Genomic DNA, 11,389 nt, shown 5'->3' with positions numbered 1-11,389 from the left:
TTCATCACGCCTTACTTCTTTTCAGGAACGTTCTTCTTGCCCTTGTTCTCGGCGATGTAGTCGCTCCACGGGTCAGCCACGACCGGACCCTTGGTCTTCCACACCACGTTGAACTGGCCGTCGGCCTTGATTTCGCCGATGAACACCGGCTTGTGCAGGTGATGGTTTTCCTTGTCCATCGTCGAGGTGAAGCCACCCGGCGCGGCGTAAGTCTGGCCGGCCATCGCGGCGATGACCTTGTCGGTGTCGGTCGACTTGGCCTTCTCGACCGCGGCCTTCCACATCATGATCCCGAGGTAAGTGGCCTCCATCGGGTCATTCGTCAGCGGCTTGTCCTTATGGCCGGCGATGTTCTTGGCCTTGGCGTAGTCGCTCCACTTCTTGACGAACTCGGTGTTGGCCGGGCTCTTGATGCTCATGAAGTAGTTCCAGGCGGCCAGGTGGCCCACCAGCGGCTTGGTATCGACGCCGCGCAGTTCTTCTTCACCCACCGAGAAGGCCACGACCGGCACATCGGTCGCCTTCAGGCCCTGGTTGCCGAGCTCCTTGTAGAAGGGCACGTTGGAGTCGCCGTTGATGGTCGAGACCACCGCCGTCTTCTTGCCTTCGGACGAGAACTTCTTGATCTTGGCAATGATGCTCTGGTAGTCCGAATGGCCGAAGGGGGTGTATTCCTCCATGATGTCGGTATCGGCCACGCCCTTGGCCTTCAGGAAGGCGCGCAGGATCTTGTTCGTCGTGCGGGGGTACACGTAGTCGGTGCCCAGCAGCACGAAGCGCTTGGCGCTGCCGCCGTCCTTGCTCATCAGGTATTCCACTGCCGGAATGGCCTGCTGGTTCGGCGCGGCGCCGGTGTAGAAAACGTTCTTGCTGAGTTCTTCGCCTTCATACTGCACGGGGTAGAACAGCAGCGAATTCAGCTCTTCGAAGACCGGCAGCACGCTCTTGCGCGACACGCTGGTCCAGCAGCCGAAGGTAACGGCGACCTTGTCCTTGCTGATCAGCTGGCGCGCCTTTTCGGCGAACAGCGGCCAGTTGGAGGCCGGGTCGACGACCACCGGCTCCAGCTTCTTGCCCAGCACGCCGCCCTTGGCGTTGATCTCGTCGATGGCCATCAGCACGGTGTCCTTCAACACCGTCTCCGAGATCGCCATCGTGCCGGACAAGGAGTGCAGCACGCCGACCTTGATGGTTTCCTGGGCCTGGGCCAGCGAGCTGAAGCCGAGGGCGCAGACCGAGGCCGCCAGTGCGGTGAGAGATTTCGTGGCAAAGCGACGAGAGAGTTTCATCGAGGGAGGCTCCTGCTTGTAAGGGTTGGGATCAAGTAGCGACAGCAGGTTAGGCGCGCCACCGCGCCGGGCCAATACGCAAGGTGACGTAGATGGCCCGGCCGGGCCGGGCCCGAATCGAGCCAACAATCGGGGTCACCCATCGGGCCACCAACCCCACGCTCACGCGTTGCAGAATCGACCCATGAACCCCATTCCCACCCTCGAAGCACCGGCCGGCTCCAAGATCCACCTGATCGGTGGCGAAAAAGGCGGCGTCGGCAAATCCCTGGTGTCGCGCCTGCTGGCGCAATACTTCATCGACCACGAGATGCCCTTCGTCGGCTACGACACCGACCGCTCCCATGGCGCGCTGATGCGCTTCTACGCCGGCTACGCCGCGCCGGCGCTGGCCGACCGCTACGAGGCGCTGGACGCCATCGTCGAAAGCGCCGTCGAACAACCCGGCCGCCGCGTGCTGGTCGACCTGGCCGCGCAGACCCATGCGCCGCTGGTGCAGTGGATCGAAGAATCCGGCGTGCTGGACCTGGCCGATGTCTCCGGCATCGCCATCCACTACTGGCATGTGATGGATTCGGGCAAGGATTCGGTCGACCTGCTGCGCCGCCTGCTCGACCAGTTCGGCATGCGGCTGCGCTACGTGCTGGTGAAGAACCAGGTGCGCGGCGACGATTTCCACCAGCTCGAACAATCCGGCGAACAAGCCCGCGCGATGGCGCTGGGCGCGAAGATCGTCACCATCCGCAAGCTGCACGACGCGGTGGTGCAGAAGATCGACGCCAGCAACGCCAGCTTCTGGTCGGCGCGCAACAGCACCAGCAAGGAAGGCGCGGGCCTGGGCCTGATGGAGCGCCAGCGCCTGAAGATGTGGCTGGCGCATGCGCAGGGCGAACTGGAGTCCGCGGGCGTCTGAAGGAAGGCACTGTGGGCAAGACCTGCGCCGATGGCGTCGCAGCAGATGCGAGCAGACCTGGTCCCGATGGCCGCACCAGTTCAGAGGTATGAGTCGTGATCGCCCGTGGTCCGTTCAGTTGAACGCAATCGGCTGGAAGTATCCAAGGGCGCTGGCATCCGAGTTGACCCCGAACATCCCAAGGGGCAGACTGGCACCGAAAGCTGACTTCAGGAGATGCCGACCATGAACTTGCCGAAAGACCGAGGCCACGTCGTTTCAGGCACCGGCGTCAGCCGGTACGAAAAGGTGATCGCGGCCGATGGCGGCGACGGCAAGTGGCACTTCATCGATCGCCAGAACCTGAAGAGCTCGTGTGGGCCCACATGCGCTCGCATGGTGATCAAGTTGATCACCGGGTTGAGCATCGGGCAGGACTACTTCGGTGGTCTCGTTGCGTTGTCGGAGAAGGACATCAGCCCTTCGGACAGCAGCCCCATGTCGGAGGAAGCACAAGGCTTTCACGACTTCGATGCGAAGGGCGCCCGGTCGGGCCACATCTTGAAGGCCCTGCAGGACAACAAGATCACCAACGCACGCAAGATCCCGAAAACCTCCAACTGGAAGGAAGAATGGCGCAAGTGCTCCGAGAAGGCGCCGGCGATCCTGCTGATCGACTGGAGAAGACGCGGATCGCACTTCGTCGTGATGGCCGGCCCCTTGTCGACCAACCCGGACCGATTTCTCGTTCTCGATCCGGCCTATGGAGTCCAGCACATCGAGGCCGCCCAACCGGATGTCTACAAACCCCGCCATGCGGGTGCTGTGAACGGCAAGATTTTCGCGACGGGGTCGCTGTCCAAGACATCCACCATCGTGACCTACTGAGGCCACGCGCCGACCGACCAGGAACCGTAGCCAATTTGACGGGATTGGCCTTGGCGTCGGCCCCGATGTCACCGACTGATTTGTACTTGCTGGCCGCGCCCACGCGTACGACGAAGCAGGTGCGAAACAGCGCGGGCCTATCATCGGCGGCTTCGGCTCCCGCCTGATCCCGACCTCCCGCCTTGCACGCAGCCCCCGCCCTGACCGCCCCGGCGCCCGAAGCCGGCACCGCCGTGCACACCCTGCCCAACGGCGTGCGCATCGTGACCATCGTGCAGCCCTGGCTGGACAGCGTCAGCATCAGCGTCTTCGTGCGCGCCGGCAGCCAGCATGAGAGCCGGCGCCTGAACGGCATCAGCCATGTCGTCGAGCACATGGCGTTCAAGGGCACGGCCAGCCGCGACTGCCAGCGCATCAACCTCGATGCCGAGCGCCTGGGCGCCGAGGTCAATGCGCACACCGACAAGGACCACACCGCCTTCCACATGAACGGCCTCGCGCAGCATGCCGGCGCGCTGCTGCGCATGCTGGGCGACATCGTGCGCAACAGCAGCTTTCCGCAAAGCGAGCTGGAGCGTGAGCGCCAGGTGATCCTGCAGGAGTACATCGAGGACGAGGACGACCCGATGTCCACCGCCTACAAGCTGTTCGACCATGCCTGCTACGGCACGCACCCGGTGGCGCAGGCGGTGATCGGCACGCGCGCCAACATCGAACGCTTCACGCGCGACGAGCTGCTGGGCCACGTGCAGCGCCTGTACAGCGGCGCCAACGTCATCGTCGGCGTCGCCGGCCGCATCGCCCCGGCGGCGATCGTCGACGAAGCGCAGGCGGCCTTCGGCAGCATGCCGGCGGGCAGCGAAAACAGCCTGGCGCCGCCGGCCTGGATCGGCGGCAGCAAGACCCGCCGCCACGCCGGCAGCAGCCAGAGCCACCTGGTGCTGGGCTTCCCGATCCCGCCGCTGACCGGCGACTACCACGCCAGCCTGCTGGCCACCGCGCTGTTCGGCGAAGGCATGAGCTCGCCGCTGATGGACAGCCTGCGCGAGCGGCGCGGCCTGGTCTATCACGCATCTTGCTCGGCCGACGTGATGGCCCAGCATGGCCAATTCGTGCTGGAAGCCTCCACCTCGCCGGGCCAGCTGGACGAGCTGTTCACCGAGCTGGCGGTGCTGCTGCGCCAGCAGGCCGCGGCCATCGACCCGGTGGGGCTGGAGCGCGCGCGCAACCAGATCGCGGTGCGCAGCCTGCGCTCGCAGCAGCAGCCCTTCCGCTGCGTCGAAGATGCGGCGCAGGACCTGTTCGTGCACGGCCGGGTGTGTTCACGCGCTGAACTGCTGGCGCGCATCCAGGCCGTCACCGCCGATGAGGTGCAGCAGGCCTTCGGCCGCATGCTGGCGGCGCCGCCCGCGCTGGCCATCGTCGGCAAGCTGGCCAAGGGGGCCGACGAGCGATTCCTGGCGCAATTGGCTGAGCACTGAACACGGAAGGCTGAAGATCATGGCCCTGCGAAAAATTCTCGGCTGGCGCGCGCTGCTCGCGCTGATGCTGGCACTGGGCCTGCTGGCCGGCTGTGCCACGCTGGACGAGAGGCAGCGCGCCTGGATCTTCCAGCCGACCGATCGCACCTGGGCCGGCGGCCTGGCGGCGGCCGAAGGCATGCAGGACGTCTGGATCGACTTCGATTCGCGCGAAGCCGGCCAGACGGTGAAGCTGCACGGCCTGTGGCTGCCGCAGGACCGGCCCGGCGCGCCGGTGCTGCTGTACCTGCACGGCGCGCGCTGGGACGTGCGCGGCAGCGCCTTCCGCATGCGCAGCATGCATGCGCTGGGCTTCTCGGTGCTGGGCATCGATTACCGCGGCTTCGGCCGCAGCACGGCCACGCTGCCCTCCGAGACCCTGGCCTACGAGGACGCACAGGCCGCCTGGGCCTGGCTGGCGCGCGAGCATGCCGACGTGCCGCGCTACATCTTCGGCCATTCGCTGGGCGGCGCCATCGCGGTGCACCTGGCCACCGAGGCGCCCGATGCCACCGGGCTGATGGTCGAAGGCACCTTCACGTCGATCCCCGATGTCTTCAGCCACATGAAATGGGGCTGGCTGCCGGTAGGCCCGCTGATCACCCAGCGCTTCGATGCCGCCACGCGCATCGGCCGCGTGCGCATGCCGGTGCTGGTGGTGCATGGCAGCGAAGACAAGCTGATCCCGCCCGCGCTGGGCCGCGAACTCTACGAACGCGCGCCGGCGCCCAAGCAGTTCGTGCTGGTGGAAGGCGGCTCGCATCACAACACCAACCGCATGGGGCAGGCCCAGTACCGCGAGGCGCTGGCGCAGCTGTTCGGGTTCGGTGACAAACCGGCGGCGCCGCAGGCGGCGGCCGGGCTCAGCGCAGCGTGGCCGACAGCAGCAGCGCCGGCGCAGAACGATCGTCCGCGTCAGTGACCAGCAGCAGCTGCAGGCCATCGGCCGCGGCGCGCGTGCTGATGCCTTCGGCCTTGCAGCGCAGGGCCAGCGGCTCCATGCGCTGCAGCCGGCCCTGGGCGTCGACCAGCCCCACCGCTGAGCCCAGGCAGGCGCCGTCGGCATAAACGTCGTCGGTCTGCTCGGCAGCGGCGCAGAACACGAAGCCGCCTTCGGGCAGCGCCGCGCCATCGGTGAAGCACAGCGCGGCACCACCGATGTGGCCAAGCTCGAAGCGCGCGATCGCATCAGGCACGGGTGCTGGCCCGGCCGCCACCAGCCAGCGCTGCACGGCTGGCCAGTCGAAGGCGATGCAGGCATTCGCCGGATCGCGCTGATGGCCGCGCTGCAGCAGACAGAAACGCTCGCCGTCGACGAAAGCGCCTTCGATGTTCAGGTCGGCGAACTGCGCGCGCAGCGACGCCAGCAGCGGCGCCACGTCGATCACCTGCGGCGCGCCGCTCACCTGGCCCTGTGCATCCAGCGGGACCAGCGCCGCACGCTGCCGCCGCGTCGTGGATCCGGAGCCCATGGCCAGCAAGGCGCCGCAGGCATGGCCCGCGAAGGGCGGCAGCAGGGCCAGCGCCTCGAGGTCCGGCTTGGCGGCCTTGCGCGCGGCGTGGGGCAGCGGCAGATCCCCGTCGAACAGCTGGCACCAGCGGCCGGGCTGCGCATCGCCAAGACGAAAGCTGGCCAGCTTGAGCTCATCGTCGGCCACCACATGCAGCCACTCGCCGCAGTGCGCCAGGCCGCTCGCGGCACTGAGCCGGCCGGGCCCGGCAGCAGCGTCCATCGACAATGTTCTGAGCGTCTGAACCAGCAGCACGGCGGCCTCGTCGTCACGAAGGTGAGCGCGCATTGTGGTGTGCGGGCAAAATCCGCCCCTTGATCCTTTTCGATGGTCTCGATGTCCTCCACCTTCCCGCCGCCCCCGACCGACTCAGCTGCCGCACCCGACGCCGCGCCGGCGCCCGATGCGACAGCGGTGCCCGCGGCCGCTGCCGCGGCCGAACTCGATGCCGTGCACGCGCCCAACGCCGCGCCTGTGTCTGACGCCGCAGCGGTGCCTGACGCCGCAGCGGTGCCTGACGCCGCTCCGGCGCCCGACGCCCTGCCGGAGGTCGAAGCCCTGCCGGGGGTCGACGCCGCGCCTGCTGCCGATGCCGGTGCTGCAACGGTGCGGGCCAGCCCGCCGGTGCCCGATTGCACGCAGCAGCTCAGGCAGCTGTTCCCGGCCTTGTTCAGCGGGCCACCCAAGCCGGTGAAGCTGCGCATCCAGGACGACATCCAGGCCCGCGCGCCGAATCAGTTCACCAAGCGCGCGCTGACCGCATTCTTCCGCCGCCACACCACCAGCACGAGCTACCTGATCGCGCTGACACGCGCCGAGCACCGCCTGGACCTGGATGGCCAGCCCGCCAGTCCGGTGAACGATGAACATCGCCAGGCCGCGCTGGACGAACTGGCGCGCCGCCGGGCCCGCCGCGACGCCCAACGCGCAGAGATGAACGCTGCGGCCGCCGGCCCGAATGGCGCCGTACAGGCCGCCGCGGACGGCAGTGCGCCGGCTCATCCGGGCGGCCCCGATGGCGGCCCGCCCGCCCGCCCGGCAGGCCCACCGCGCCCCCGGCCACCGCGGCCGCAAGGTGATCGACCGCCGCGGCCGCAGGGTGATCGGCCGCCACGGCCGCAAGGTGATCGGCCGCCACGACCGCAAGGTGATCGTGCGCCTGGACCACAAGGTGATCGTCCACCGCGGCTGGACCGGCCACCACGGCAGGACCGCCCGCCACGTCCTGATCGGCCGCCGCAAGGCGATCGGCCGCCGCAGAGGCAACGCCCTCCCCAGGCCGACCGCCCGCCGCGCCAGGACCGGCCGGACCGGCCGCCGCGCCCGAACCCGCCCTACCCCGCGGCGCATGAGCTTCGCGCCCAGCCGCCGGCCCCGCAACGGCCCTCAAGCCTCGACCCGCAACAGCAGGAGCGTGCACGCCTGCTGCGCGACTACGAGACCACGCGCCTGAGTGAATCCAACTTCTGCGTGCTCAAGGGCCTGACGCCGGCGCGTCTGGCCGAACTGCTGGCTCAAGCGCGGCAGGAAGCCGGCCCGGCGCCGGCGAAACAAGCCGGCGGTCAGCGCCCGCCGCACCAGCGCTGAAGCAGTTCATCGCGCTGAGCTGATCGCCGGCACGTGTTCACCGGCTTTCAGGTCACCAGCGCTGCCGGCCCCGGAAACCACAGGCTGAACACCGTCGGCTGGCCCGGCGCGCTGGCCACCGTCACCGTGCCGCCATGCAGGTCCATGATCGATTTGACGATGGCCAGCCCCAGGCCCGAGCCCGATGCCGAACCGGCCCGCGACGGGTCGACGCGGAACGAACGGTCGAAGATGCGCTGCTGGTGCTCGGGCGCGATCGGCGGGCCGTCGTTGCACACGGTGAGCGTGCAGGTGCCCCCCTCGTGCAGCTGGCTGCCGACGGTGATCTGGCTGCCGCGCGGCGCATAACGCAGCGCATTCGACACCAGGTTGCCGAGCGCGCGCGTCAGCAAGGTCTCATCGGCCCAGACCTGCTGCCACATCGCGCCGACGCCCGCCATCTGCATCGCCAGCGTCACGCCACATTCTTCGGCCAGCATCTCGAAGTAGCCGCAGCCGCGTTCGAGCCAGGGCTGCAGGTCGATCCACAGCGGCCGGATGGCCGCCTGCGGATCGTCGGCACGCGCCAGGAACAGCATGTTCTCGATCAGCCGCGAAATGCGCTCGTAGTCTTCCACCGCCGATTCCAGCACCGCGCGGTATTCGGCTGCGCTGCGCGGCTTGGACAGTGCCACCTGGGCCTCGCCGAGCAGGTTGTTGATCGGCGTGCGCAGGTCGTGCGCCAGGTCGGATGAAAACTCCGACAGCCGCTTGAACGCGCTGTCCAGCCGGTCCAGCATGCGGTTGAAGGCTTCGGCGGATTCCCGCAGCTCGGTGGGCGAATTGGCCACCTGCAGCCGCTCGTGCAGCGGCCGCACGCTGATGCGGTTGGCCACCGCGGCCAGGTGACGCGGCCCGGCCAGGATGCGCCGCGCGATCCACACGCCCATCAAGGCCGCGGCCAGCGCACCGGCCAGCAAGGTGAAGCCGAAGATGCGGAACTCGGCGGCCATCAGCTTGCGGTTCTGCGTCAGGTCGTAGGCAAAGGCCACCAGCAATGAGCGCGTGCGGCCGGCCGCCAGCGAATCCGGCGGCACGGGGATGCGGGCCAGCAGCACCCGGAAGCTGTGGCCGTCCGGCGCGTCCCATACCGTCGTCAGCGGGCCCAGGGCCTGGGCCAGCGCCCGCACATCGGATTGCTGGATGCCCAGCGGCAAGTGATCGGCCAGGATGGCGTGTGCCGGCAGCCTGGCGGCCGGCACCTCGAAGTGTTCGGAGGCGGCAATCACCTGCCGGTGCTCGTCGTACATGGCCATGTGCAGGTTGCCCAGCTGCAGGTCCATGCGGCGCACCAGCCGCTGCGGCTCCTGCGTCAGATCGAAGCGCGCGGCGCCGAGGTCTTCCCGCAGCAGCGCCAGGTTGGCGAGCATGAAGAGTTCCTTGTCCTCGATCAGCTCGCGCGCCGCCATGCGGATGATCATCAAGCCGCTGCCGGCCACCAGCAGGATCGAGATCATCGCGATCGACAGGCTGATCTGCGCCGTCAGCGAGCGCTTCAGGCGGCGCAGGCAGAAGCGCAGCGCCCGCGGGCAGTGCTCGCTCAGGCCGGCCGGCAGCTCAGTCGTCGCGGGCATCGAAGACATAGCCCACGCCCCGTATCGTGTGGATCAGTTTCGACGCGAACGCATCGTCCACCTTGGCGCGCAGGCGCCGCACCGCCACGTCGACGACATTGGTGTCGCTGTCGAAGTTCATGTCCCACACATGCTCGGCGATCAGCGTGCGCGAAACCACCTCGCCAACGTGGTGCATGAAGTAGTCGAGCAGCGCGTATTCCTTGGCCGTCAGGTCGATGCGTTCACCGCCGCGGCTGACCCGCCGCCGCACGCGGTCGACCTCCAGGTCACCAACGCGGACCTCCTGCGCGGCCTGCGCCGCACCACGCCGCAGCAGCGTGCGGATGCGCGCCAGCAGTTCGGAGAAGGCAAAGGGCTTGACCAGGTAGTCGTCGGCGCCGAGCTCCAGCCCCTTGACGCGGTCGGCCACCGCGTCGCGTGCACTCAGGAACAGCACCGGCGTCTGGCGCTGGCGGCGGATGCCTTGCAGCACCGTCCAGCCGTCGACGCCGGGCAGCATCACATCCAGCAGCACCAGGTCGTAGTGGCCCGAGGTGGCCAGGTGCAGGCCCTCGATGCCATCCCCCGCGACATCGACCACGAAGGCATGCTCGGTCAGGCCCTTGCGCACATACGCGGCGGTCTTGGGTTCGTCGTCGACGATCAGGATGCGCATGGCCGGGATTGTTTCAGATGCTGTTGCAGCAGATGACGAATCTGTCATCTGGCGGTCAGCAGCGGGTGGGCATCGGTTTTTTATCGTGACGCCCATCCCAACCCCGAAGGAGTCTTCCATGACCATCCAGCCAATCCTGTCGCAACTGGCGACCCTGGGCGTGTTGGCGCTGGCCGGTACCGCCGCGCTGGCCGGCACCTCGATTCCCGCTGGCGAGCTGATCGATGCGCCGGCATTTGCGAACGAAGCGCACAGCACGCGCAGTCGCTCGGAGCTGACGGCTGAAGTGCTCGTGGCACGGCGCGCCGGCACGCTGGCGCCGGCCGGCGAAGCGCTGGGCGTGCCGGCCACGGACCGCACCGCCGAGATCGGCCGCAGCCGCGCCGAGGTCAAGGCCGAGGTGCTGGCCGCCCGCGCCGCCGGCACGCTGATGGCCGCCGGCGAGTTCGAGCGGGCCAACGCCGCCTGGCCGGCGCAGGCGGCGCCGCGTGTCGAACTGGCCCGCAGTGCGCAGGCCGGCACGACGAAGTAAAGACCGCATCGATCGGCAGCGGCGAACTGGCCGCGTACTTCATCAGGCAGCCCGCCCCACGATCCGTGCGGCGGGCTGCACTTCTTTCTCACGCCGCCAGCGCCAGCTGCAGCGGCTCCTTGGCCCGGAAGGCCCACTTGGGCCCGAGGCGCAGCGCCTCCAGCGTCGTCGACGTGGCGTTGGCAAAGAACATCGTCTCGTCCAGGCCGTGGCGCTCGAAAACGCGACGCTGCCGCAGCGAGCGGCGGCGCAAGTCGCCTTCGAAGGCCAGCGCATCGCCGCTGGCCTGGCCGAAGAAGGACGCGGCCCGCCGCGCGACCAGCATCGCCGCCTCGCTCAGCGCCGGAATGGCCCGCGCCGCCGACAGGCGGATCTGCGAGATGAACGGGTTCTTGCCCACCACCAGGCCCCAGGGCCGCAGGCCTTGCATCGGGTCGACGCACAAGGCCTCCAGTTTGGTCAGGCCGAAGCAGCGTGCCAGCTGCAGCCGCGCGGCCAGCCACGGGTCTTCCTGAGCCACCCGCTCGATCGCCGCGGCGGCCTCGTCGTCGCGGCCGGCCAGCGGCAGCACCAGCGATCGCAGCAGGCGCTTGGCGTGTGCGTCCTTCGCCGCGGCGGCCAGGTGCAGCCAGTGGATGGCCTGCTCGGATTCGGCCAGCGAATCGGCCGAGCGCAGCACCAGCGCGCCCAGCTTGCGCTGTGCCTCGGTCTGGCCGTTCAGCGCGGCCTTCTCGAGGCAGAAGCGTGCCATCTGCGGGTTGGCCACCGACAGGCGGTGGTCGCCATGCACCCGGTACAGATGCAGCCAGGCCTCGGTGCAGCCGGCGTCCGCCGCGCGCAGCAGCAGCGCCACGCCCTTGCGCATGTTGGTGCCGGTGCTCAGGCTGTCGGAGCGCATG

The 11,389-nt window shown here is 68.6% G+C and carries 10 protein-coding genes and 1 pseudogene; 6 read left to right on the top strand and 5 right to left on the bottom strand.

Annotation, left to right across the window (positions count from 1 at the left end; genetic code table 11):
* Positions 1-11: 11 nt before the first annotated feature.
* Positions 12-1,289 (bottom strand): urea ABC transporter substrate-binding protein, encoded by a 1,278-nt coding sequence (gene urtA / locus VLK61_RS21935; RefSeq protein ID WP_325423929.1) that lies wholly within the window; start codon positions 1,287-1,289, stop codon positions 12-14.
* Between the two features lie 184 nt (positions 1,290-1,473).
* Between urtA and VLK61_RS21930 the strand changes: the two genes are divergently transcribed.
* From VLK61_RS21930 to VLK61_RS21915, 4 genes are all read left to right on the top strand, one after another.
* Positions 1,474-2,202, top strand: coding sequence for a mobilization protein (locus tag VLK61_RS21930; RefSeq protein ID WP_325423927.1), 729 nt, complete (start codon positions 1,474-1,476; stop codon positions 2,200-2,202).
* A 225-nt stretch (positions 2,203-2,427) separates the two neighbouring features.
* Positions 2,428-3,069 (top strand): hypothetical protein, encoded by a 642-nt coding sequence (locus VLK61_RS21925; RefSeq protein WP_325423925.1) that lies wholly within the window; start codon positions 2,428-2,430, stop codon positions 3,067-3,069.
* A 182-nt stretch (positions 3,070-3,251) separates the two neighbouring features.
* Positions 3,252-4,550 (top strand): M16 family metallopeptidase, encoded by a 1,299-nt coding sequence (locus tag VLK61_RS21920; RefSeq protein WP_325423923.1) that lies wholly within the window; start codon positions 3,252-3,254, stop codon positions 4,548-4,550.
* 19 nt (positions 4,551-4,569) lie between these two features.
* Complete coding sequence (locus VLK61_RS21915) at positions 4,570-5,511, top strand: alpha/beta hydrolase (RefSeq protein WP_325423921.1); 942 nt, start codon at positions 4,570-4,572, stop codon at positions 5,509-5,511.
* On the opposite strand, the gene VLK61_RS21910 is transcribed toward VLK61_RS21915, so the two are convergent.
* Positions 5,453-6,388 (bottom strand): DUF6929 family protein, encoded by a 936-nt coding sequence (locus VLK61_RS21910; RefSeq protein WP_325423919.1) that lies wholly within the window; start codon positions 6,386-6,388, stop codon positions 5,453-5,455. The two genes, VLK61_RS21915 and VLK61_RS21910, sit on opposite strands and share 59 nt — an antisense overlap.
* Positions 6,389-6,436: 48 nt before the next feature.
* Between VLK61_RS21910 and VLK61_RS21905 the strand changes: the two genes are divergently transcribed.
* Positions 6,437-7,687 (top strand): ProQ/FinO family protein, encoded by a 1,251-nt coding sequence (locus VLK61_RS21905; protein WP_325423917.1) that lies wholly within the window; start codon positions 6,437-6,439, stop codon positions 7,685-7,687.
* 47 nt (positions 7,688-7,734) lie between these two features.
* Here VLK61_RS21905 and VLK61_RS21900 read toward each other — a convergent pair whose 3' ends face one another.
* Both VLK61_RS21900 and VLK61_RS21895 read right to left on the bottom strand, forming a co-directional pair.
* Positions 7,735-9,300 carry a heavy metal sensor histidine kinase gene (locus VLK61_RS21900; RefSeq protein WP_325423915.1) on the bottom strand — a complete coding sequence of 522 codons (1,566 nt, stop codon included), beginning with the start codon at positions 9,298-9,300 and terminating at the stop codon, positions 7,735-7,737.
* Positions 9,284-9,958: a heavy metal response regulator transcription factor gene (locus tag VLK61_RS21895; RefSeq protein WP_325423913.1), complete on the bottom strand. Its 675-nt coding sequence runs from the start codon at positions 9,956-9,958 to the stop codon at positions 9,284-9,286. Before VLK61_RS21895 ends, VLK61_RS21900 begins: the two co-directional genes overlap by 17 nt.
* Positions 9,959-10,076: 118 nt before the next feature.
* Between VLK61_RS21895 and VLK61_RS21890 the strand changes: the two genes are divergently transcribed.
* Positions 10,077-10,490: a hypothetical protein gene (locus VLK61_RS21890; RefSeq protein ID WP_325423911.1), complete on the top strand. Its 414-nt coding sequence runs from the start codon at positions 10,077-10,079 to the stop codon at positions 10,488-10,490.
* A gap of 88 nt (positions 10,491-10,578) precedes the next feature.
* Here VLK61_RS21890 and VLK61_RS21885 read toward each other — a convergent pair.
* A pseudogene (locus tag VLK61_RS21885) lies at positions 10,579-11,389 on the bottom strand (hypothetical protein); the annotation flags it as partial.

This window comes from Aquabacterium sp., assembly GCF_035476535.1.
In the GTDB taxonomy this organism is placed as follows: Bacteria; Pseudomonadota; Gammaproteobacteria; order Burkholderiales; family Burkholderiaceae_C; genus Pseudaquabacterium.
Note: the sequence above shows the minus strand (reverse complement) of the source record. Positions and strands in the feature narration are given on the sequence as shown.

Bases quoted from the DNA above. Each gene is read 5' to 3' on its own strand.
- urtA (WP_325423929.1), bottom strand. From the start codon at position 1,289: ATGAAACTCTCTCGTCGCTTTGCCACGAAATCTCTCACCGCACTGGCG.
- VLK61_RS21930 (WP_325423927.1), top strand. From the start codon at position 1,474: ATGAACCCCATTCCCACCCTCGAAGCACCGGCCGGCTCCAAGATCCAC.
- VLK61_RS21925 (WP_325423925.1), top strand. From the start codon at position 2,428: ATGAACTTGCCGAAAGACCGAGGCCACGTCGTTTCAGGCACCGGCGTC.
- VLK61_RS21915 (WP_325423921.1), top strand. From the start codon at position 4,570: ATGGCCCTGCGAAAAATTCTCGGCTGGCGCGCGCTGCTCGCGCTGATG.
- VLK61_RS21910 (WP_325423919.1), bottom strand. From the start codon at position 6,388: ATGCGCGCTCACCTTCGTGACGACGAGGCCGCCGTGCTGCTGGTTCAG.
- VLK61_RS21905 (WP_325423917.1), top strand. From the start codon at position 6,437: ATGTCCTCCACCTTCCCGCCGCCCCCGACCGACTCAGCTGCCGCACCC.
- VLK61_RS21900 (WP_325423915.1), bottom strand. From the start codon at position 9,300: ATGCCCGCGACGACTGAGCTGCCGGCCGGCCTGAGCGAGCACTGCCCG.
- VLK61_RS21895 (WP_325423913.1), bottom strand. From the start codon at position 9,958: ATGCGCATCCTGATCGTCGACGACGAACCCAAGACCGCCGCGTATGTG.
- VLK61_RS21890 (WP_325423911.1), top strand. From the start codon at position 10,077: ATGACCATCCAGCCAATCCTGTCGCAACTGGCGACCCTGGGCGTGTTG.